The sequence below is a fragment of the Streptomyces sp. NPDC088794 genome (assembly GCF_044750545.1).
In the GTDB taxonomy this organism is placed as follows: domain Bacteria; phylum Actinomycetota; class Actinomycetes; order Streptomycetales; family Streptomycetaceae; genus Streptomyces.
Genome location: NZ_JBIVKB010000002.1, coordinates 410354 through 431306 on the forward strand (window position 1 = coordinate 410354; position 20953 = coordinate 431306).

The 20953-nt window shown below is 70.5% G+C and carries 17 protein-coding genes; 7 read left to right on the plus strand and 10 right to left on the minus strand.

All coding sequences use genetic code 11. The features are described from left to right. Positions 1-255: 255 nt before the first annotated feature. Positions 256-915 carry a class I SAM-dependent DNA methyltransferase gene (locus tag ACIP6U_RS06460; protein ID WP_401713709.1) on the plus strand — a complete coding sequence of 220 codons (660 nt, stop codon included), beginning with the start codon at positions 256-258 and terminating at the stop codon, positions 913-915. A gap of 14 nt (positions 916-929) precedes the next feature. Here the strand turns inward: ACIP6U_RS06460 and ACIP6U_RS06465 are convergent, their stop codons facing one another. From ACIP6U_RS06465 to ACIP6U_RS06480, 4 genes are all read right to left on the minus strand, one after another. Beyond that, positions 930-1997: a hypothetical protein gene (locus ACIP6U_RS06465; RefSeq protein WP_401713711.1), complete on the minus strand. Its 1068-nt coding sequence runs from the start codon at positions 1995-1997 to the stop codon at positions 930-932. 25 nt (positions 1998-2022) lie between these two features. Next, a complete protein-coding gene (locus ACIP6U_RS06470; protein WP_401713712.1) occupies positions 2023-2958 on the minus strand; it encodes an N-acetylneuraminate synthase family protein in 936 nt (311 codons plus the stop codon). Positions 2959-2972: 14 nt separating this feature from the next. Further along, entirely contained in the window at positions 2973-4238 is a 1266-nt protein-coding gene (locus ACIP6U_RS06475; protein ID WP_401713713.1) for a cytidylyltransferase domain-containing protein, read from the minus strand. A gap of 255 nt (positions 4239-4493) precedes the next feature. Beyond that, positions 4494-5840 (minus strand): DUF6716 putative glycosyltransferase, encoded by a 1347-nt coding sequence (locus ACIP6U_RS06480; RefSeq protein ID WP_401713715.1) that lies wholly within the window; start codon positions 5838-5840, stop codon positions 4494-4496. Positions 5841-6038: 198 nt separating this feature from the next. Between ACIP6U_RS06480 and ACIP6U_RS06485 the strand changes: the two genes are divergently transcribed. From ACIP6U_RS06485 to ACIP6U_RS06495, 3 genes are all read left to right on the plus strand, one after another. Next, complete coding sequence (locus ACIP6U_RS06485; RefSeq protein WP_401713716.1) at positions 6039-7025, plus strand: glycosyltransferase family 2 protein; 987 nt, start codon at positions 6039-6041, stop codon at positions 7023-7025. Further along, entirely contained in the window at positions 7025-8362 is a 1338-nt protein-coding gene (locus ACIP6U_RS06490) for an alpha-2,8-polysialyltransferase family protein (protein WP_401713717.1), read from the plus strand. The genes ACIP6U_RS06485 and ACIP6U_RS06490 overlap by 1 nt, the downstream gene beginning before the upstream one ends. A gap of 144 nt (positions 8363-8506) precedes the next feature. After that, the gene (locus tag ACIP6U_RS06495) at positions 8507-9499 is read left to right on the plus strand and encodes a hypothetical protein (protein WP_401713718.1); all 993 of its coding nucleotides are present in this window, start codon (positions 8507-8509) and stop codon (positions 9497-9499) included. 50 nt (positions 9500-9549) lie between these two features. On the opposite strand, the gene ACIP6U_RS06500 is transcribed toward ACIP6U_RS06495, so the two are convergent. From ACIP6U_RS06500 to ACIP6U_RS06510, 3 genes are read right to left on the minus strand one after another with little or no spacing between them, the layout of a single operon-like run. Continuing rightward, complete coding sequence (locus tag ACIP6U_RS06500) at positions 9550-11241, minus strand: hypothetical protein (protein WP_401713720.1); 1692 nt, start codon at positions 11239-11241, stop codon at positions 9550-9552. 26 nt (positions 11242-11267) lie between these two features. Beyond that, positions 11268-13601, minus strand: coding sequence for a glycosyltransferase (locus tag ACIP6U_RS06505; RefSeq protein ID WP_401713722.1), 2334 nt, complete (start codon positions 13599-13601; stop codon positions 11268-11270). After that, a complete protein-coding gene (locus tag ACIP6U_RS06510) occupies positions 13598-15064 on the minus strand; it encodes a glycosyltransferase family 29 protein (protein WP_401713723.1) in 1467 nt (488 codons plus the stop codon). The genes ACIP6U_RS06505 and ACIP6U_RS06510 overlap by 4 nt, the downstream gene beginning before the upstream one ends. Before the next feature lie 206 nt (positions 15065-15270). Here ACIP6U_RS06510 and ACIP6U_RS06515 point away from each other — a divergent pair, with 206 nt between their 5' ends. Beyond that, positions 15271-16362 (plus strand): acyltransferase family protein, encoded by a 1092-nt coding sequence (locus ACIP6U_RS06515; protein WP_401714413.1) that lies wholly within the window; start codon positions 15271-15273, stop codon positions 16360-16362. A 55-nt stretch (positions 16363-16417) separates the two neighbouring features. On the opposite strand, the gene ACIP6U_RS06520 is transcribed toward ACIP6U_RS06515, so the two are convergent. Further along, entirely contained in the window at positions 16418-17071 is a 654-nt protein-coding gene (locus tag ACIP6U_RS06520; RefSeq protein ID WP_401713725.1) for a TetR/AcrR family transcriptional regulator, read from the minus strand. Positions 17072-17150: 79 nt separating this feature from the next. Here ACIP6U_RS06520 and ACIP6U_RS06525 point away from each other — a divergent pair, with 79 nt between their 5' ends. Then, positions 17151-18617 carry an FAD-dependent monooxygenase gene (locus ACIP6U_RS06525; RefSeq protein WP_401713727.1) on the plus strand — a complete coding sequence of 489 codons (1467 nt, stop codon included), beginning with the start codon at positions 17151-17153 and terminating at the stop codon, positions 18615-18617. Between the two features lie 40 nt (positions 18618-18657). Here the strand turns inward: ACIP6U_RS06525 and leuE are convergent, their stop codons facing one another. Beyond that, entirely contained in the window at positions 18658-19308 is a 651-nt protein-coding gene (gene leuE, locus ACIP6U_RS06530) for a leucine efflux protein LeuE (protein ID WP_401713729.1), read from the minus strand. A 30-nt stretch (positions 19309-19338) separates the two neighbouring features. Continuing rightward, on the minus strand, positions 19339-19920 hold the full coding sequence (locus ACIP6U_RS06535; RefSeq protein WP_401713731.1) for a Uma2 family endonuclease: 582 nt from the start codon (positions 19918-19920) through the stop codon (positions 19339-19341). Positions 19921-20060: 140 nt separating this feature from the next. Here ACIP6U_RS06535 and ACIP6U_RS06540 point away from each other — a divergent pair, with 140 nt between their 5' ends. Then, entirely contained in the window at positions 20061-20918 is an 858-nt protein-coding gene (locus tag ACIP6U_RS06540) for a L,D-transpeptidase family protein (protein ID WP_401713733.1), read from the plus strand. Positions 20919-20953 lie beyond the last annotated feature (35 nt).

The following is a 20953-nucleotide window of genomic DNA, read 5'->3' on the forward strand; positions in this document are numbered from 1 at the left end:
AATCTGGTCGCCCGACGCATATGTATCGGTTCGGATGGGTAAACTCGCCCGTTTTTCGGTCGGGCGGATCATGAGATCCACGGAGAGTCACTCCTTCAACGGATACCACGCTCGGCACGCACCCGGCGGTTCTGTTCACCTGTCGGGACCGCACTGTCGCACAACCGTGGCAGGACGCTCCGCCGGGCGAACGGGAGATGCCGCCCCGATGAACCGGCGGACGGGTGGGTGCGGGCCGCACTAGGGTGCGGGCACGTGAGCCCAGAAACCGCGGATTTCCTGCACACCACCCGGACCTCGTACGACACGATCGCCGACGCCTACACCGAGCGGTTCTCGGACTGGCTGGGCATCCACACCCTGGACAGAGCCCTGATCACCGGCTTCGCGGAGCTGGTGGGAGAGGCGGGCGGCGGGCCGGTGGCCGACATAGGCAGCGGCCCCGGCCATGTCACCGCCCGGCTCCAGCGGCTCGGCATCCCCGTCTTCGGCGTGGACCTCTCGCCCCGCATGGTGGAGCTGGCCCGCCGGGCCCACCCCGAGGTGCGCTTCCACGTGGGGTCGATGACGTCCCTGGACCTGCCGTCGGAGACCCTCGGCGGGATCGTCGCGCTCTACTCGATCATCCACGTCCCCGACGACCAAGTGCCCACGGTCCTCACCGAGTTCCACCGCCTCCTGGCCCCGGGCGGTCACGTCCTGCTCGGCTTCCAGAGCGGCGACGACGACGGCCGGCTGCACCTCGCCGAGCGCTTCGGGCACGACATCGCGCTCGACTACTACTGGCGCACCCCGGACGCGGTGACCGAACAGCTCGTCAAGGCGGACCTCCGCCCGGTCACCCGGGTGGTCCGGGAACCCCAGGACACGGAGACCCGCCCGCGCGCGTTCCTGGTGGCCCGCAAGGACGGCTGAGCCGACTCTCCGGGTCAGGCCACCACTGTCACCGACGACAGGCGGGTGACGTCCTTGGCCGTGCCCGTGACGCCGGACAGGAAGCCCTGGGCGCGGGGGGAGGCCTTGTCGGTGAGCCAGTCGGGGTCGATGTCGCAGACGGCGACGCGGACCTCGGTGCCGGCCAGGGCCAGCGGCAGGGTGTGGACGACCGTCGAGGGGAAGCTGAGGATCGTGCGGCCGATCGGGCCGCGGCGGGCGATCAGCTCCAGCGGCAGGTCGGGCCGGACGATCTCCAGAGTCGTCTCGGCGGCCAGCCGGTGGAGCTTGTCGGTGGCCTCGCGGCGGTGCGCGAAGTACCGGGTGGCGCCGTGCGCCTTGGCGAGGTGCTGGACGGCCTCCAGGTAGCGCTCGCCGTCCACCACACCGGTCTCCACCAGCGAGGTGCCGACCATGTCGGCGCCCTTGGTGATGCGGGGCGGCCCGAAGCGGGCGCGGGTCCAGGAGAAGTCGTTGGCGGTGACCGTCACTCCGGCCGGCGTCTCGTCCATCGGCATGGAGGAGAACACCTCGACCCGTCTCTTCGCGCTCGGCGTGAGCCGGTGCCGGGCCCGGGAGGACACCGGGGCGAAGAGCAGGTCCCGCGCGCCCGGCCGGCCGCCCTTGCGGTGCCAGCGCACCAGGCGCTCCCCGCGGGCCAGTTGGGCGACGAACTCCATGGTCGCGGTGCCGTCGTCGACGACGACGAGGTCGCGGGCCTTGGTGATGGTCAGCAGCAGTTGTACGTAACGGGAGAAGGGGTCGCCCAGGACGACCCGGGGTGCCCGCCGGAGCAGGCCGCTCAGGCCGCCGATCGTCTGGAACGGTGCCGCCGGACCGCCTCGGGCCTCCTCCCAGCGGACGTGGTGACCCTCCTCGCGGGCCAGCTCCGCCATCCGGCGCAGCTGACCGCGGGTCATCGGGTCGGTCGGGGACAGCACGACGAGGGTGAGCTCCGCGCCGGGCGCATGGGCGTGCGCCCACTCCAGCACGTTCAGGAGCTGTACCGGGCTCTCGACGAACGCGAGCGTGGGGTGGCCGGCGGATCCGGCGCGGGGGCTCATCGACGTATGACCGTCCCTGTGTGGATCAGACCGAGACCGGCTCGCCCGCCGCGGCGGCGATCTCCGCCTCGGCGACGACGCCCGGCACGCGGCGCAGCTTCTTCATCGGGCCGAGCTCCGAGTCGTAGACCTTCTTGACGCCGTCACCGAGCGAGGCCTCGATGGTACGGATGTCGCGCACGAGGCGCTGGAGGCCCTGCGGTTCGACCGAGGCGGCCTGGTCGGAACCCCACATCGCGCGGTCCAGGGTGATGTGACGCTCGACGAAGGTGGCGCCGAGGGCGACCGCGGCGAGGGTGGTCTGCAGGCCCGTCTCGTGACCGGAGTAGCCGATCGGGACGTTCGGGTACTCGGCCTGGAGGGTGTTGATGACGCGGAGGTTGAGCTCCTCGGCCTGCGCGGGGTAGGTCGAAGTGGCGTGGCACATCAGGATGTTGTCCGAGCCGAGGACCTCGACCGCGTGGCGGATCTGCTTCGGGGTGGACATGCCGGTGGAGAGGATGACCGTGCGGCCGGTGGCGCGCAGCGCGCGCAGCAGCTCGTCGTCGGTCAGCGACGCGGAGGCGACCTTGTGGGCCGGGACGTCGAACTTCTCCAGGAAGGCGACGGCCTCGGTGTCCCACGGGGAGGCGAACCAGTCGATGTCCCGGCTCTTGGCGTACGAGTCGATCTGGCGGTACTCGTCCTCGCCGAACTCGACGCGGTGGCGGTAGTCGATGTAGGTCATGCGGCCCCAGGGGGTGTCGCGCTCGATGTCCCACTGGTCGCGCGGGGTGCAGATCTCCGGGGTGCGCTTCTGGAACTTGACCGCGTCGCAGCCGGCTTCGGCGGCGGCGTCGATCAGCTTGAACGCGTTCTCCAGCTCGCCGTTGTGGTTGATGCCGATCTCGCCGACGACGTAGACCGGGTGACCGGGGCCGGCGGTCTTCGAACCGAAGGTGCGCAGACGGGAGTTGCTCATGGCGGGTGGTGTCCTTACTTGTTGAGGGAATCGAGAGAGGGGCCGAGGATCCAGCTGGCGATCTCTCGGATCGCGCCGTCGCCACCGGGGACGGTGGTGACCGCACGGGCGGCGCCGCGTACCACGTCGTGGGCGCTCGCGACCGCCACGGGCCAGCCCACGAGGGCGAAGCACGGGAGGTCGTTGACGTCGTTGCCGACGTAGAGCACGCGCTCGGGCGCGATGCCCTGCTCCTCGCACCACTGCTTCAGTGCGAGATCCTTCCGGTCGATGCCGTGCAGGACCGGGATCTGCAGCTTCCGGGCCCGCGCGGCGACGACAGGGTTCTGCTCCGTGGACAGGATCAGCATCTTCAGGCCGGTCTTGCGCAGCGCCGCGATGCCCAGTCCGTCGCCGCGGTGCACGGAGACGAACTCCTTTCCATCGGCGTCGATCAGCACCCGGTCGTCCGTCTGGGTGCCGTCGAAGTCCAGTACGACCGCGTCGATGTCGGCGCCGGTCGGCAGCGAACCGGGGCGGTCCGCGTCGAAGAGGGGTGCGAGCGCCCGGGCGCGGGCGAGCTCGTGGTGGTCGTCGATCTCCAGCACGCGGGCCGGGTCGGTGCGCACGAGTTCGGTGCGGCCGAAGAAGCGGTGCTGGTGCTCGCGGAAGCCCACCGCGTCCATCGCGTAGACGGCGCCGGTCTCCAGGAAGTCCTGGGGGCGGTCCTGGCGGCGCGGGCGGAAGGACTTGTCGTGGTTGACGCCGTAGCCGCCGCCGGTGGCCGCGTCGGTCTCCGCGACGGTGCCGGCCCTGGCCTCGTCGTCGGCGTCGCGCCATACGAAGCCGTGGAAGGGGGCCACCGTCAGGGCGGAGTCGGCGCCGTTGTCGACGACCGCGCCGACGACGCCGTCCACGTCCTCGCGGATGATGAACGGGCTGGTGCACTGCACGAGCAGCACCACGTCGACCGGCGCCCCGTGCAGGGCCTCGTGCGCGTCCATGGCGTGCAGTACGGCGGCCTCGGAGGTGGCGGTGTCGCCGGCGATGGCGGCGGGGCGCAGCACGACCTCGGCGCCCGCCGAGCGGGCCGCGGCGGCGATGGCCTGGTCGTCGGTGGAGACCACGACGTCCGTCACCAGCCGGCTGGCCCGGCACTCGCGCACGGCACGGGCCACCAGCGGTACACCTCCCACGGAGGCGAGGTTCTTCGCGGGCACACCCTTGGAACCGCCGCGCGCGGGAATCACCGCGAGCACCCGGCGCACCGAAGCGCCTTGACCCGCTCCGGGGTTGGACATGGGCTCTACTCCTTGGGACGAGTTCGAGGACGGCGGCAGACCGGCCGGACGAAGGCTCACAGCCCCACCACCCGCCGCGGCACAGGAGCGATCCGCCGCACGCCATGCCGGCAGGCACCGCGCACCGAAGCGCCTTGACCCGCTCCGGGGTTGGACATGGGCTCTACTCCTTGGGACGAGTTCGAGGACGGCGGCAGACCGGCCGGGCGGGGGTTCACGGACGCACCGTCCGTCGCGGCGACGGGTGGCGGGGACTCACAGGTCTCCCATCCGTCGGATCACCGGGGCGACGCGCTGCACGCCGTGGCGGTAGGCGCCGCGGGCGGCGCGGCGGACTATCTGCTTGACCGCGCCGGGTTCCTTGTCGGCGGCGGGGGCGCCGGGCAGCGGGCTGCCGTCCGGGCCGAGGTGGTGGCGGGCGAGGATGCCGGGCAGGTAGCCGGGCGCGGTCGCCGGTGTGTAGTACGGGGTGAGGGGCGCGAGGCCGCCGGGCCTGGCGAGCAGCTTGGTGATCCGCTCGCGCGCCGCGTCGAACGCGGTGGCGTACGAACCGTCCGCGGCGACGCCTTGACGGGCCACCCACTCCTCGTCGGGCTCGGGCCGGTAGCCCTCGTCCAGCTGGTCCCAGGAGGCGAGGCAGCCGGAGCCCACGAAGTGGTGGTTGCCGAGCACCTCGCGCACGCCCAGGTCGCTGAGGACGACGGTCGGAATACGCCGGTGCAGTGATTCGAGTGCGGCAGTCGAGCTGATCGTGACCAGCAGGTCGGTGCGGTCGAGGACCTCGCCCATGTTCCCGTACACCAGGCGGAAGTTGGCCGGTGCGTCGAGCTTCTGGGCCAGCTTCTGGTAGGGCAGTTCCTCGATGTGGGTGGTGTGTTCGCCCGGCCGGGACCGCAGCTTGAGCAGCACCTCGCGCTCGGGGTGCCGGCGGGCGTGCCGGATCAGCCGCTCCAGCAGGTACGTACGGTCCTTGCGGCTGTCCGGGACGGACGGCTGCGCGGCGAACACCACGGTGTACGGGTCGTGTTCACCTTCGTAGGGGGCGCCGCCGAGGAACGGGAGTGCCACCTCCGTCACCGACGAGGCGTCCGCGCCCACCCCTTCGTACACACCTCTGAAACGGTCCGCGTCCTGGCGGGAGTTGGCGAGGACGAGGTCCGCGCCGTGCCGCAGCAGCAGGCCGTCGGCGAGCTTCTCGTAGACGACGCCGACATAGCCGGTGACGACGACGGGACGCCGCTTGCGGCCCTCCCACACGCGCTTGAGGCCGTGCAGCATGGCCTGGACGCCGCCGCCGACCAGGGAGAGCACGACCAGGTCGTACTCCTCCTCGGCCATGACGCGCAGGAACTCCAGCGCCGTGACCTCCTTCAGGGAGTCGACATGGACGCCCACTTCGGCCAGTTGGCGCGCCGTGGGGGTGGCCCGGCCGCGCAGCAGGAAACCGCTGAGCTCGGGGCCGACTTGCGCGGCGTCGCGCCCTGCGGCTTCCATGGTCGGGCCCGGAACGATACGAGCCGCGGTCAACGCACCCCATTTCCAGCGGGTGTCGGAGTCCGCGAGAACAGCGATTCTCATGGGCTTAGTTGTACTAGGCGGCACAACGAAGACGCTAGGAACCAAATCCAAGGTGCGGCCCAACCGCACCTGGCCAAAAAGTTAACAACACATCGCCGAGAGCCGAACTGGCTCGCCAAAGCCTCGGAAGTACATGGGATGCACCGTTCCGACACATGGAGTTCACCCGCCGTACGGGTACCGGAAAGTTCCGCAGCCGAGCCGCCTCCTAGGCTTTTGCGGGTGCCAAAGCTCTCCGTGATCGTGCCGTTCTACAACGTGCAGCAATATGCCCCGGACACCCTCAGAAGCCTTCGCCTCAACGCTCGACCGGATTTCGAGTTCGTTCTTGTGGACGATCATTCGAAGGATGAAACTCCGGCCATCCTTGAACGCGCGGCCGAGGAACTGTCGGCCGTGGCCCAGGTGCGCTACGTCCGCCACGAGAAGAACGGAGGCCTCGCCACCGCCCGCAACACCGGTCTGGACGCGTCCAGCGGCGAGTACCTGACCTTCCTCGACGGGGACGACTGGCTGGCCCCGGGCTACTACGAGCAGTTGGTGGCGGCCATGGAGAAGCTGGACTGCGACTTCATCCGCACCGACCACGTGCAGGCGACCGCCCGCTCCCGCTCGGTGCACCGGGTGCCGCACGGGCGCCGCTGGGAGGTCATGAACCCGCGCGAGGCGATCCTGCCCGCCGACCGCACGACCTCGGTGGACTACGCCTACGCGTGGGCCGGCGCCTATCACCGCCGCCTTCTGGAGAAGGGCCTGCTGCACTTCACGGACGGGCTGCGCACCGCGGAGGACCGGCCGTGGATCTGGAAGCTGCACCGCGAGGCGGAGTCGTTCGCCGTGGTGAGCCTGCTCGGCGTCTTCTACCGGCGCGGGGTCGCCTCCTCGCTCACCCAGATCGGTGACGTCCGTCAACTCGACTTCATCCGCGCCTTCGACCAGGTGGTGGAGGAGACCGCGCTCGACCCGGACTCCGCGCGGCTGCTGCCGAAGGCCGTGCGGACGTACTGCGCGATCATCGCCCACCACCTCGCGGACGACTCCAAGTGGGAGCCGGCCGTGGCCAAGCAGCTGCGTTCGATGAGCGCGGCGGCCATACAGCGCATGCCGCAGGAAGCGCTCGGTGACGTGCTCGACACCATGGACCTGCGCCGCTCCTCCAAGCTGCGGCGGCTGCGGCGCCGGATCACCACAGCGAAGGCGGCCGCCTGATGCCCCGCACCACCCGGATCTTCTGCGTCTCGACGCTGTACGGCGCGGCCACGCTCGCCGCGGCCATAGAGTCCGACCTCTTCCCGGAGGCGGACGGTGACCGGCAGGTGCTGCTGGTCTTCAACAACTCCACGACGCCGGAGACCACTCCGGCCGTCGACGAGATGCCGGGCTTCGAGCCGCTGCGCGACCACTTCGACGCCGTGCTGTCGTGGAACGAGGCCATCCGCCCCTTCCACCCGGGCGCGTGGGCGCCGCGGCCCGACGACATCCCGCTCTTCGAGCGCTATCTGCGGCTGCTGTGGGAGCTGGGCGACGACAGGGTGGAGCTGGTCCTGGAGTCCATCCAGGTCGCGCCCGCCCTCACCGTGGCCCAGCTGTTCACCGAGGCCCCGGTCGAGGTGTACGCCGACGGTCTGATGAGTTACGGCCCCACCCGCAACAAGCTCGACCCGCTGGTCGGCACGCGGGTGCGGCGGCTGCTCCACCTCGACCTGGTGGCCGGTCTGACGCCGATGCTGCTGACCGAGTTCGACGTGCCGGCGCAGGTCGTGCCGACCACGGCCTTCCTGAAGGTGATGGGCGAACTCACCGCCGCCGTGCCCGAGGCGCCGGTGCTGCCGGCCAACTCGGCGCTGCTGCTTGGCCAGTACCTGTCCGCGCTGAACATCCTCTCCGCGAAGGAGGAGGAGGACCTGCACGTGCGGATGATGCGCGGGGCGGTCGAGCGGGGTCACCGCGCGATCGTCTTCAAGCCGCATCCCACCGCGCCGGCCCGCTACAGCCGGATCCTGGAGGCGGAGGCCGAGCAGCTGGGCGTCGACCTCACCGTCCTGGACCTGCCGGTCCTGGCGGAGGTGCTGTTCGAGAAGTCCCCGCCCGCGCTGGTCGTCGGCTGCTTCTCGACCGCGCTGTTCACGGCGGCCGCGTTCTACGGCCTGCCCGTGGCCCGGGTCGGCACCGAGCCGCTGCTGGACCGCCTGACTCCGTACCAGAACAGCAACCGGGTCCCGGCCGTTCTCGCGGACGCGGTGATCCCGGATCTGGAGGACCGCAAGGGCGAGGAGACGGTTCCCGCGAAATCGCTGGGCGGCCTGGTCACCGCGGTCGGTTTCACCATGCAGCCGCAGATCCACCACGCCCTGCGCCCGGCGGCCGAAAAATACCTGTCCAAGGAATTCGGCCCGCGCACCCAGCGCTACTTCAAGCGGAAGCGGCTCACCTCACTCGGCCTGCCGGGCGGTATCCCGGAACGGCTGGCGTTTTTGCCGCGCAATGCGACGGCACGTCGGGTGGTACGTCGGGCCCGGGCGCTCAAGAAGGTGGTGAAGCGCTAGGCGAACCAGGAGTAAACCTCAGGCCAAGCCCGGGGAAATGCACGATGGCGATTGCCTTACTCCTGTGAATTCACGGTGATGCGGCTCCCAGGTCCATAGGATCTCGGGAGCCGCCCCCATCGATTCTCCTCCGTGAGGCATTCCATGACCAAGCTCGGCCGGCTCTACTCGAAGTTCGACAGCGTCACTCTTCCGGACGATCTGCCGTACACCCAGGTGAGTGCTTGGGAACTGCAGTTCCTGTATCTCGTGGGGCGCCACGAACTCTCGGGCAACGGCCGGATCGTCGAACTCGGGTCCGGCGGCGGCGGGTCGACGTACGCGCTCGCGATGGGCCTGCGGGAGAACCCCGCCTTCGACGAGAAGACGGGACGCCTGCACGCGTACGACTTCTTCCGGGTCGGCAAGGGCACGTTCGCCTCGGAGAAGTTCTTCACGTCGGGCCACAAGCCGGAGGACGACAACTCGTTCCTGAACGACTTCCGGGGCCGCCTGGAGCCCTTCCTCCCGTTCCTGGAGATCCACGCGGGTGACCTCTGGCAGACCTCCGACCCGGACGACACGACCCCCGTCGAGTTCCTGCACATCGACATCGCCAAGACGGCCCGGGTCTTCCGCTGCGTCTCGGAACGCTTCCTGACCCGCCTCGAGCCCGGCTCGATCGTCCTCCACCAGGACTTCGCGGGCCCGCGCCTGCCGTGGCTCCACCACAGCACCGGCGCGCTGCTCCCCTACATCGAGATCGCGGGCCCCCCGATCCGCTCCACCCTCGCCTTCGAGGTCACGAAGCCGATCCCGGCGGACGTGCTGAAGCGCATCTCGGAGGACGACTACACGGTCGACGAGAAACTCGCCCTCATCACCGCCGTCCAGGACCGCATCGACCGCGACCACACCGACGGCATCCCCTTCAAGTCCGTCCTGGAACTGGCCAAGGCGTACGTCGCCCACTACGACGGCCAGCACAAGCGCGCCTGGTCGATCGCGAAGCCACTGACGTCGGACGAGTACCTGAGCCGCACCCGGGCGGACCACTTCGAACAGCTGCGGAAGGCCGCCGAGGGGGAGCGCAAGGCTCCTCGCCGGTCTCCGTTGTCGCGGCTGCGGCGGTTGGTCCGCAAGGCGGTACGCCACTGACGGCCCGGCGACCCGCCGTCCTGAAGGTCACCGCGTCCGCGTGGTGACCTTCATCTGCGTCGGCACACCAGCAGACGCGTCTCGCCCCGCACGGACGGGCAGTCGTACTCGGCCGTGATACGCCGCCAGAGTTCCGTCGCGATCTTCGTGGGCCGGAACCAGGCCGGATCCAGGACGGCGTACGGCGCCGGGTCGCGGTCGACGCAGGCGGCGTTCTCCTTGTACGAGGGCCGCTCGATGATGTCCGGGATGAGGCGCGTGCGCTGGAGGAACGTGGCGACCGGGTAGCGGCACTGGGCGGGATGGTCGACGTAGTACGCCGTGTTGCCGAAGGCGAGGTAGAGCACAGGCGCGTCGGCGGGCATCTCGGCTCTGATCGCGTCCGCCTCCTTCTCCGTCCGCCGCGCCTCGCGCAGGTACTCGGCGCTGGTCATGGTGACCTTGCCCTTCGACACCAGGTGCGGGGAGCCGGGCCACACGCACCCGGCCAGGCAGACGACACCGGCCAGGGCCACCACGACCGCGGACCGGCGTCGGGAGCTTCGGGAAGCGGTCCGGCCGCGCTCGCGCGCCACGTCCACCACTGCCGCCAGCAGCGCGACGAGGCCCAACGCCCAGAGGACGTACGACCGTTGGTCGCCCTTGGGTGCCGCCGTGTAGAGCACGGGCAGCGCGCCGTACAGCAGTGAGACGGCGCCGAAGAACCAGGGTGGCGAGCGGCGCGCACCGCCCACGGCGAGGCCCCAGGCCGCGGCGGCGAGCACCGGCATCGGGGCGCCGTGGTAGAGGAACCAGTTGCCCTGCACGAACACGGCCGCCAGGGCGCAGAGGCCGACGGCCAGGGCCACCAGGGCCAGTTCGGTGCGCCGGCGCCGCCCGCGGACCCGGGTGAGCACCAGCAGCAGCGCTCCGGGGGCGAGCAGGAGCACCGGGCTGACCACGGACCGGTCGGCGAGGTAGTCCACGGAGCGTTCGAGGAGGAAGAGCGGGTGGACGGCTGTCCGGCCGAGGGTGGACTGGTTGGTCGCCGGCATGTCCTGGACCCACTGCCACTCGTGCGACCCCGCGAGCAGGCTCAGCCCGAACAGGGCCGGCGCCGCGAGCACCGCGACGAGCGCGAGCCGTGCGGCGCGGCCGCGGTCGACGGCGTACACGAGCAGGACGCCGATCACGGCCGTGGTGGCGGTCGAGTACTTCATCAGCACCGCGAGGGCGAGCGGCGGGGCGGCGAGCAGGGCCGCCGGCCAGGGCCGGGTGGGGCCGAGTGCGGCGGCGACGGCCACGACCGTCAGGACCACGGCCGCCCACTCCGCCTGAAGGAAGTCGTTTCTGGGGGCCAGGGCCAGCGCGAGGCCGACGGCTCCCGCCGTGAGGGCGGCCTCGCGGGCGGTGACCCGGCGCAGCAGCGCCGAGTGGAGGGCGTAGGCGGCCGCGGCGGCGAGCAGGACGCCCTCCGCCGCGATCAGCGCCTCGCGGGCGGTCGTGGTCCCGAAGGTCGGGCGGTCGAGGCCCGCGATGAACCAGCGGTAGAAGAAGGGCCGGTGGGTGAAGACCTCCGAGGGCGAGTAGCCGGCCCTGCCGCCCGTGCGCAGGGCGCCGAGAGCGTACTGGAGGTCACCGGTGAGCCGTCGGGTGAGCACGGCGTACACGACGGCCGCCACCGACGGGAGGGCGACCAGCGGCCACCACGACGCCGAGCGACGACGCTCCCGCGACCCGGAGGCCGCGGGAGCGTCGTCCACATCCTCTACGAGGACTTCGGGCACGTTCAGCCGCCCAGGATGACCCGCAGATCCGCGGCGTTCGCCTCCGTGGCCTTCCACAGTTCCTGCTGGCGGCCGTGGACGTCGGCGACCGTCTTGGCGTGGTCGGCCAGGAGGTCCCTGGAGCGTTCCACCAGGCGGGCCGCGAGGTGGCGGTCGTGGACGGAGACGCCCCACTCGGGGCGCTCGATGTCCCGCAGGAAGTACGCCATCTTCGGGTGCGAGATCAGGCTGATGATGGGTGTGCCGACGCCGAACGGGATCATGCCCGCGTGGCCGCGCATGCCGATCACCAGCTTGGTGCGGGCGTAGAGATCGAGGATCTCCTTGTTCTCGAAGTCGTACATCGGGATGACGGGCATCGAGATGCCGTGCTCGCGGCGCAGGTCGAAGACGATCTTCTCGTCGTCGAGCGAGTGGGCCACGCACCGGACCTCGGCGAGCTCGCCCAAGTCCTTTACCGCCTTGGCCATTTGGGCCAGGAAGTAGGCGTAGTCGTGGCCGAAGCGCAGACCCGCGCGGTCGTAGGCCGCGTTGATCAGGATGGTGTCGTCGCGCTGGGCGGGGTCCTGCCAGCCCGGTACCAGCTGGCGCGTGACCGTCGTCGGGCACGGCTGGAAGCGGATCTTGTCGTGCAGGTGGGCCGGGACCATCGCCCGGACCTTCTCGATCGAGCCGTGGTTGCGCAGGCCGAAGAAGCTCGACTTCTCGACCAGGAGGCGGAGTGAGTCGCGGAAGCGGTTGGCCCGGTAGGACTGGCCGTCGAAGGCGTTGAAGCCGACGGCGAAGACGGCGATCGGCACGTCGATGGCGGCGAGTTGCTCGTCCGGGACGTTCCACTGCCAGGCGCTGTTGCCGTTGGGCATGGTGTCCGGGATGAACAGGCCGCCGCCGCCGATGACCAGACCCCGGCGCCGGTTGACGCGCTCCAGGGCCGCCTTGTCGAACAGGCGGTGGGCGTGGACCGAGTGCCAGCGGCGGGACGTGGTGTCCGGGCCGAAGGCCGAACGGACGCTCTCCGGGAGCAACTTGTCGCCCGCGTTGCCCTGGCGGTCCATGTAGAAGGCGACGTGCGCCAACTGGTCCTCGGGCGCGCCCTGTTCCTGGGCCGGCACGGAGGCCGCGCGCTGCGCCCACAGCCGGCTGGAGCGGTGGGTCGGGTCGACGGCGATGCCGGCCGTGGCGTACTTCAGCGCGTCCGCGTTGTCGCCGTGCACCCAGGCCATCTGGGCGAGCCGGGCGTAGGAGGTGGCGGCCCGGTTGGGGGCGGCGGTGGCCAGCAGCAGCTGGGCCTTGGCCTCCTCGTACCGGGAGACGCTCATCAGGGCGTGGCCGAAGACCTCGTGCGGCCAGGCCTCGTCCAGCGGGATGTGGACGCCGGCCAGGACGTCGACGGCGTCCTGGTAGTCGCCGTTGCCTATGTGCGCGGCGGCGACCTTGCGGGCGACCTCGACATCGCCGGTGCGGGCGACGTGCGGGGTGCCGTAGTGCACGAGCAGGTCGTGGTGCAGACCGCCGGCGGCCTCCATGTACGCGGCGTGGAACTCGGCGTCGGTCAGCTCGAACTCGCGCCAGCGCTCCTCCGCCTGGCTGTAGCCGGCCTCGCCGCCCTGCCAGGGCTTGTGGCGCCCGGTGAAGTGCAGGATCGCGGTGTCGTCGGGGACCGGGAGGTCGCCGGACAGCCGCCGCTTGACGAAGTTGTAGCGCGGGTCGAGGCGGACGAAGTCGCCGTTCAGGACCGAGTTGAGGATGCCCTGGTCGTGCTTGTCCAGCTCGTAGTCGCCGGAGCGGCCGCAGCGGTCCAGGCGGGCGCAGAACTCGTCGCTCAGGTACTCCTTCTGGATCACCAGCAGACCGGAGTTGAGCTTGTGCTGCCCGTAGAAGAACTGCGGGACGGCCGCCAACCCCTCGCGCAGTTCGAGGAGTTCGCTCAGGCTGCTCAGGACGACCATGTCCGTGTCGAGCGTGATGACCGTGTCGTACTCGCGGATCTTGAAGACGTCCAGGATGAAGTACGCCTTGCGGACCAGGTAGTTGTCCTGGTCGCCCTTCTGGTACGAGTCGTAGTGGTCGGCGTCGACGCGCCGCATCACGATGCGCGGGTGCAGGGCGCGGATCTTGGCGATCGAGCCGGGCTTGAGGTCGTCGTAGAGGACGACGAAGTCCTCGCACACGCTCGGGTTGGACAGCGCGAGGCTGCGCAGCAGGACGAGGAAGCCGGGCAGGTAGTTCTCGTCGACGAAGCTCGCGAAGGCGATGCGCCGCTTGCCGGTCAGGGCGGCCGCGTCGGTCGACGGGGCCTTGACGGCGGGGGCCCCGGTCAGGGAGGTCGTGGTCATCGCAGGGATATCCTCATGTCGGTCACGCTCTGGGCCCGCTCCATGACCCATGCCTTCTCGCTGGTGTACTCGTGCACGGAGGTGATGGCGAGCTTCATCGCTTCCTGGACGCGGTAGGCACCGCTCTCGTAGAAGTCGAACCCGATCAGGTCGAGCGTCGGGCTGACGTCGAGGAAGTCCAGCAGGTACAGCATGTTGAAGCCGGTGGTCGGGATGCCCGACCAGACGTCCGCGCTCAGCCTGCCGATGTTCCGCACCGGCCAGCGCAGCGATTCGTCGCCGAGGTAGGTCTGGGCGCCGGGCACCAGGCGGTTGCGCAGCGAGTACTTCCAGTCGCCGGAGATACCGCCGAAGACCAGGCGCGTGGCGACCTGCTTCTCCCAGTTGAAGCCGTGCTTGTGGATCGTGGCGTGGATGTCCGTCCTGCTGCCGGTGTTCTTCGGGTCGATCCTGTACGAGTTGAAGCGCACGACGAGGTCGTACGCGTCGATCTCGCTGCCCATCGAACTGGCGCCCACCCGGCCGGAGTTGGCGATCAGCGCGATCGACTTGCCGGCGATCAGGTTGCGGAACTCGCCGAGGCTGATCCACTCCACGCCGCCGACGGTCGGGTCGGCGACCGGGCCGCGCATCCGGGTGCGGCGCTGCTCGGCGTAGAGGGCGAGGGCCTCGGTGAGCGCGGGCAGGTCGACGCCGGGGGCGGTCAGCCGCAGGTCCAGGTACTGACTGAGCAGCTCCTGGCGGTCGTTGACCGGGGCGTCCTCGGCGGTCAGCGTCAGGAGCGCTCCCACCAGCCGGGGTTCGGCCTCGCTCCAGTCGCCGACGGCCTGGGCGGCCAGGCCCTCGGCCCACACGTCGGTGGCGGGGCGGCGGGTGAACTCCTCGGCGCGCGGGCTCTGCCGCTTCAGGAGGGCGATCAGCTCGCGCTCCTTCTGCCCGGCCAGCCGCAGACCGGCGATCCGGTTGCGGACGCCGAAGCCGTCGTCGTCGGTGAGCCCGAGGTACTTCTCGTACGCCTCCAGGGCCTCGGTCTCGTCGCCGATCGCCTCCAGGAGACGGGCGCGCAGCCGCCAGCCGGCGCGGGAGTTCTTGCGCTGGGCCAGGACGGTGTCGCTGATGACCAGGGCGAGGTTGACCTCGTCGTCGTAACCGGCCTCAAGTGCCTTGTTGGCCACGGCGAGCAGGGCGTCGAGCAGCTCGTTGGGGATGCCGCCCGCCGGTGCCGTGGCGCCCTTGACGGCCCGCTTGAGCAGCGCGGTGGCGCCACCGGCGGGTGCGGGCGCCGGGGCGGCCACGGAGGTGGTGCCCCACACGACGAGCAGCTTGCGCAGCTGTTCGGCGAGTTCGACGCGCTTGCGGTCGATGCTGCCGACGAGCTTCCCGCTGTGCGCGGCACAGGCGCGCAGGCAGTCGTCCAGCTCCCCTCCGTGTACACGTGCGCGTCTGTTCTGGACCCTCGTCATGGCGCTCCTGGGTATTTGCCAAGCCAATGCAGTGAAAACTGAGTCGTTCGCCGGGTTTACCACGGCGTAGGGGGATGCTGGAAAAATTAGGAAGCAAAAGCGACGTTCAGGTGAACTGATGGAATCCGGAGGACGAATCGTTGGCCCGTCAACCAAGCTTTCGCCACGATTCGGACTATTGGCGCCGACTCCCCCATAGAGAGCTCCTGACGGAAAGATCGCCCGCTGAATCCGAGGTCAAGGCCTCGGAGCCCCGGCTGCGGTCGCTGGACGGACTGCGGCTGCTCGCCGCCCTGATGGTGGCGGGCTACCACTACGGCGGCCGCGACGGCGAGGTGGCCCGCGCATGGGGAAGTTCCCCACGCGACCAGTTCCCCACGTTGCATTCGTATTTCGCGTACGGCTGTCTCGGTGTGCAGGTCTTCTTCGTGATCAGCGGGTTCGTGATCTGCATGAGCGGGTGGGGACGCCCGGTGAAATCCTTCTTCGCATCCCGTGCCGCGCGACTGCTGCCCGCCTATTGGGCGGCCATCGTACTCGTGACGGCTGTGTTCGCACTCCCGGTCGTCGCTTATGAGGCGGTCTCGCCGAGCGACGCGCTGGTCAACCTGACGATGCTTCAGCAACCCCTGGGCGTGGACCGGGTGCTCGGGGTGTGCTGGACGCTGTGGGCGGAGGTCCGCTTCTACGCGCTGTTCGCGCTGCTGGTCGTGGTGCCGGGGGCGAATCGCCGCCGGGTGCTGCTGTTCTGCGCGGGCTGGATGGCGGCGGCGGCGATCGCCCGGGGTGCGCACGAGCCGCTGCTCGACCTCGTCGTGATGCCCGAGTACGCGCCGTTCTTCGTCGGGGGCGTCGGCCTCTACCTGGTCCACCGCGACCGGCGGGACGTCTACGCGTGGTCGGTGGTGGCCGTGGGCTGGCTGATCGGGCAGCACGAGGCGGTGGCGGCGCTGTGGCGGCCGGCGAGCACGGACGCGTTCACCCATCGCACGGTGTTCGGCATCGTCCTGGTGGTGACGCTGGGCTTCGTGGCGGTCGCGGCCATCGCGCTGGGCCGCCTCGGCTGGGCGAACTGGCCCTGGCTGACCACGGCGGGCGCCCTGACGTACCCCTTCTACCTGGTCCACGAGCACCTGGGCTGGCCGGTCATCCACGCCCTGCACGGCGTCCTGGGCCTGCCCGCGCACCTCACGCTCACCTTCACGGTGTCGGGCCTGCTGGGCCTGGCCTGGCTCATCCACCGCTTCGTGGAGCGCCCGTTCGGCCCCCGGTTGAAGCGGGTGCTGGCGTCGGCGTGAGGGGGCGCGGCACGAGGGGCAGCGGTACGGGCGTGAGGGCGGCCGGTGACGCGGCTCAGCCCGAGGGGCGGTAGCGGGCCTCGATTCCCGCGAGGATCAGTTGCAGGCCCTCCTCGAACTGCCGGTCGTAGCCCTCGAAGATCTCCGCGCCGACCGCGGCCGAGAGCGGGAACTCGGCCAGCAGCCGAGCCCGTTCCTCGACGTCGAAGCCCTCGCGCCGTTCGCCGGGGAGCGGCTTGACGCCCTGCTCCTCGGTGACGAAGCCGATCGTGTACGCGTTCAGCGTGGCCGCCGCGCGGACCGCCTCGGTGAGGGTGAAGCCGGCGGCCGTGAACAGCCGCAGGTTCGCCTCCATCTCCCGGCCGTGGTCGGAGCCGGTGAAGTGCGAGCCGCTGAAGACCCGCGCGCCGTCGCGGTAGCCGAGCAGGGCGGCGCGCAGTCCGCGGTTGGCCTTGAGCAGCCGCTCCTGCCAGGTGTCCGCGGGATCCAGGACCGCCCCCGCGACCATCCGCCGGTACATCTCGGTCGCCATCTCGTCCAGCAGCGCCTGCTTGTCCTTGAAGTGCCAGTACAGGGCGGGCGCCTTGACGTCCAGTTCCCTGGCGATGGCACGCAGGGTCAGGCCCTCCAGACCGGCCTCGTTCAGCAGCTTCAGGGCGGTGTCCGCGACCCGCTTGCGGTCGAGGGGCACGCGTCGTTCCGTACTCACGCCTGACAGCTTGACAGCTTAACGGCGTTAAGGGCACCCTTGCGGGCAACGGAACTTAACAGCGTTAAGGAGATGGATCATGAGTGCCGACGAGTTGGCGGCGGACATGGCAGCGGTGGACGTACTGATCGTGGGCGCGGGCCCGACCGGCCTGGCCCTCGGCATCGACCTCGCCCGGCGCGGGGTGGACGCGCTGGTCGCGGAGCGCGGCGAGGGACTGGCCCGCGGCTCGCGCGGCAAGGGCATCCAGCCGCGCACGATGGAGGTCTTCGAGGACCTCGGCGTGCTGGACGGGATCCTCGCGGCCGGGGCCGAGTACCCGGTCGGGATGATCTGGCAGGACGGGAAGCAGGTCGGCGAGCACCGGATGATGGACCCGGCCGAGGACACCGAGGAGAACACGCGGTTCACCGGCCCGTGGATGGTCCCGCAGTGGCGGACGCAGGAGATCCTGTTCGCGCGGCTGACGGAGCTGGGCGGACGGGTGGAGTTCGGGCGGGAGGTCGTCTCGCTCGACGAGTCCCCAGGCCGCCAGGGCGACGGCGTGACCGTCCGCTTCGCCGCCGGCGACCCCGTCCGCGCGCGGTACGTGGTGGCGGCCGACGGGGGCCGCTCGGCGGTGCGCAGGGGGCTCGGGATCGGCATGGCCGGGGAGACCGTGGACCCGAACCCGATGCTGGTGGCGGACGTCAGGATCGCCGGCCTGGGCCGGGACCACTGGCACGTCTTCCCGCAGCACGGCGACGGCGAGGGCTTCCTCGCGATCTGCCCGCTCGCCGGTACGGAGGACTTCCAGGTCGTCGCCCAGTTCCCCGAGGGCACGGCGGTCGACACCTCACTGGACGGCGTCCGCAAGGTCGTCGCCGCCCGCTCCCACCTCGCCCCCGAGGACGTGACGGAACTGCGCTGGTCCTCGAACTTCCAGCCGCGCGCCGCCCTGGCCGACCGCTTCCGCGCCGGACGGGTCTTCCTCGCCGGCGACGCGGCGCACGTCCACTCCCCGGCCGGCGGCCAGGGCCTCAACACCAGCGTCCAGGACGCCTACAACCTGGGCTGGAAGCTGGGCGCGGTACTGCGCGGGGGCGCACCGGAGGAACTGCTCGACACGTACGAGGAGGAGCGGCGCCCCATCGCCGCCCAGGTGCTGGGCCTGTCGACGGGCGTCCACCGGGGTGAGGTGAAGCGCGGGAAGGCGACACGCCAACTGGGGCTCGGCTACCGGGAGTCGTCGCTGACGGTGGACACCCGGACGGCCCCGGAGCGGGTGCGCGCGGGCGACCGGGCGCCGGACGTGACGGTGGCGGGCACGCGGCTCTTCGACGCCCTCCAGGGCCCGCACTGGACCCTGCTGGCGCTCGACACGGACCTCGGCGCGGACATCCCGGGGACGACGCTCCCGGAGACGGTACGGGTGGTGCACGCGCCCGCCGAGGAGACGTACGGCCCGGGCCTGTTCCTGGTCCGACCGGACGGCTACGTCGGCTGGGCGGGCACGTCGGCCACCGGACTGCGGGAGTACCTCACGGGCTTCGGTGGACGCCCGTGACGGCGACGTACGCGTACGCGCCGCAGCCCCCTGCGCCCGCCTAGACCCCGCCGGCCAGCGACAGCTTCACCGCGAAGCCGAGGAACAGCGCGCCCGCCGCCGAGGTCGCCGTCGCCGAGAGCCGCCTGCGGCGACGGAAGGCGGCGGCCAGCTTGGTGCCGCTGAATATCAGCGCGCTGAGATAGAGGAAGCTGGCGATCTGGGCCAGGGTCCCCAGGACGACGAAGGACACGGCCGGGTAGGCGTACCCGGGGTCGACGAACTGCACGAAGAAGGCGACGAAGAACAGGATCGCCTTGGGGTTGAAGAGGCTGACGACGAAGGCCCGCCGATAGGGCCGCTCGTCGGCCGCGGCGACGGGCGCCTCCTCGACGGCCCGCTCCCGCCGGGTCCGCCACATCGACCAGGCGGTCCGCAGCATCCCGATGGCGAGCCAGGTCAGATAGCCGGCCCCCGCGTACTTCACGATCCCGAACAGCACGGCGTTCGCCTGCAACAGCGAGGCGACCCCGGCCGCGGAGAGGGTCATCAGCACGGTGTCCCCGCACCACACACCGGCAGCGGCGGTGTACCCGGCCCGGACACCCTTGCGGGCGGCGACCGAGAGAACGTAGAGCGAGTTGGGACCGGGCAGCAGCACGATCAGGACGAGGCCCGCCAGATAGGTGGGAAGGTCGATGACACCGAACATGCAGACGAGTGTCGCATGTGGGTACGACAGTCAGTCGTCGCCGTCCAGGAGGGTGTCCACGGAGAGGTCGAGAGCGACGCCGACGGACTCCGGGACGGGGACGGTCTGGCCTCGCTTGTAGCGCTCGGGAGCCGGGTACTTGCCGTTGGCCGGATCCTTGTAGAGCAGGATCTCGTCGTGCTTGCGGTCGGCCACGATGTAGACGGGGATGCCGGCCTCGGCGTAGCACTCGACCTTGGGGCCGAGGTCGTCGGACCAGTTCGACGAGGTGATCTCGGCGACCAGGCGGAAGACGTTCGGGGCGTAGCAGTTCTTCTGGACGTGTGCGTCCCGGAAGTCCTCGTCGACGACGGAGAAGTCGGGGATCGCGAAGTCGGCGGGCAGCGTGGGCAGCCAGAGGCCGATGCCCTGGACGTACCTGAGCCCGGCTTGCCGGGCTCCCGCCCTGTCGAACGCTACGACCAACCAGGACAACGACAGTGCATGCGAGCCGTCCGGCGGCGGTGTCACAGTGAGCCTCCCCTGGAGAATCTCCACGCGGTGCCCAGGCAGTGCACGGGAGAGCAGGTCGGCGGCTTCGCTCAACGTCAGCTCGTGTTGCAGTACAGCCACGGCATCCTCCTTTTCGGGGGCCACTCTCCTCGAGAGTAACCGGGGCCGTGCAGCTTCCGCCCCCGATCACCCGTACGGAGGAATCCCGCAGGTCAGAGCCCCCTGTTCGCAACCCCCCACCCGGGGGCAGACTACGGGGCATGGGGAGAACGATCGTCACGACGGCGGCACTCGTGGCCCTGGCCGCCGTGTACGGCTGCACCGTGCAGGGCGCGGACGGCAAGGGCGACTCGCCGGTGCACATCTCGTTGCCGAGCAGCGCTCCCCCGACGAAGACGTCGGACGACGGCTCCGCCGGGGCCGACGGCAAGTCGAGTGCGTCCCCCTCCCGTTCCGCCGAACCCTCCAAACAGTCCGGGCCCGCGCCCGCTGTCCTGTGGTCCCGTGGGGACAGTGGACGTGATGTGCGGGAGTTGCAGGCCAGGTTGCATCAGGTGCAGTGGCTGTTCGACGGGCCGACGGGGTCGTACGACGATCTGACGGAGCGGGCGGTCAAGGGCTTCCAGGGCAAGCGCGGGCTGCCGAGGACGGGCGAGACGGACACCGTCACCTGGCAGCGGCTGGTGAAGATGACGCACGAGCCGGGGAAGTGGGACCTGTATCTGATGGGCGGCCAGCCCGCCGGCGCGCCCGATCCGCGGTGTCTGACCGGGCGGGTGCTGTGCATCGACAAGACCAGCCGGACCCTGCGCTGGATGATCGACGGGCGCACGGTGTCGACGATGGCGGTCCGCTTCGGCGCGGACGGCACGCCCACCCGGGACGGCGTCTTCCACGTCTACTGGAAGTCCCGCGACCACTACTCGACGCTGTACGACTCCCCGATGCCGTACGCGATGTTCTTCAGCGGCGGCCAGGCCGTGCACTACTCGTACGACTTCTCGGCCCGCGGCTACGCGGGCGGTTCGCACGGGTGCGTCAACGTCCGCGACGAGGCGGCGATCGCGAGTCTGTACGCACAGGTACGCAACGGCGACAAGGTCGTCGTGTACTGGTGAGACGCGCGGCATGAGGTGTGCGGGGCGCGGACGGG

What these genes read in the sequence shown, in the direction of transcription:
- ACIP6U_RS06465 (WP_401713711.1), bottom strand. Translation starts at nt 1,997, where the DNA reads ATGAGCCCCCGCGCCGGATCCGCCGGCCACCCCACGCTCGCGTTCGTC.
- ACIP6U_RS06470 (WP_401713712.1), bottom strand. Translation starts at nt 2,958, where the DNA reads ATGAGCAACTCCCGTCTGCGCACCTTCGGTTCGAAGACCGCCGGCCCC.
- ACIP6U_RS06475 (WP_401713713.1), bottom strand. Translation starts at nt 4,238, where the DNA reads ATGTCCAACCCCGGAGCGGGTCAAGGCGCTTCGGTGCGCCGGGTGCTC.
- ACIP6U_RS06490 (WP_401713717.1), top strand. Translation starts at nt 7,025, where the DNA reads ATGCCCCGCACCACCCGGATCTTCTGCGTCTCGACGCTGTACGGCGCG.
- ACIP6U_RS06495 (WP_401713718.1), top strand. Translation starts at nt 8,507, where the DNA reads ATGACCAAGCTCGGCCGGCTCTACTCGAAGTTCGACAGCGTCACTCTT.
- ACIP6U_RS06505 (WP_401713722.1), bottom strand. Translation starts at nt 13,601, where the DNA reads ATGACCACGACCTCCCTGACCGGGGCCCCCGCCGTCAAGGCCCCGTCG.
- ACIP6U_RS06510 (WP_401713723.1), bottom strand. Translation starts at nt 15,064, where the DNA reads ATGACGAGGGTCCAGAACAGACGCGCACGTGTACACGGAGGGGAGCTG.
- ACIP6U_RS06525 (WP_401713727.1), top strand. Translation starts at nt 17,151, where the DNA reads ATGAGTGCCGACGAGTTGGCGGCGGACATGGCAGCGGTGGACGTACTG.
- leuE (WP_401713729.1), bottom strand. Translation starts at nt 19,308, where the DNA reads ATGTTCGGTGTCATCGACCTTCCCACCTATCTGGCGGGCCTCGTCCTG.
- ACIP6U_RS06540 (WP_401713733.1), top strand. Translation starts at nt 20,061, where the DNA reads ATGGGGAGAACGATCGTCACGACGGCGGCACTCGTGGCCCTGGCCGCC.